The sequence below is a fragment of the Ciceribacter ferrooxidans genome, assembly GCF_004137355.1.
GTDB classification, from domain to species: domain Bacteria; phylum Pseudomonadota; class Alphaproteobacteria; order Rhizobiales; family Rhizobiaceae; genus Allorhizobium; species Allorhizobium ferrooxidans.
Window position 1 is genome coordinate 1 of sequence record NZ_SDVB01000024.1, and the last position, 253, is coordinate 253.

General features: G+C 54.9%; 1 protein-coding gene. It reads right to left on the bottom strand.

Going from position 1 to position 253, the window contains the following annotated elements; translation table 11 throughout:
• Positions 1-253: hypothetical protein (locus EUU22_RS00275; protein ID WP_165351009.1), on the bottom strand; the 253-nt coding region annotated here is incomplete at both ends.

The window sequence follows — 253 nt, forward strand, 5'->3', positions numbered from 1 at the left end:
CAGGGCTCCGGTCCGGATCTTCACCCCGGTGTCGGTGTTACATTCTCCCCAGTTCTCGAACTTGTACTTGCAGTCAGCTCCAAAAGCTTTCTTCCAGTTGCAGGGTATCTTGCACTTGAGTTTGCGAGTCTCCTCGTTGCATGTTCCCTCCCGGGACCCCAGACCGCAGTCTTTGCTATTAGGGACGCAGCTCCCCCACTTCCAGTCCGCGCAGTCAGACGCCCCCTTCTTGCCCTTTTCTTTCTTGTTTTTT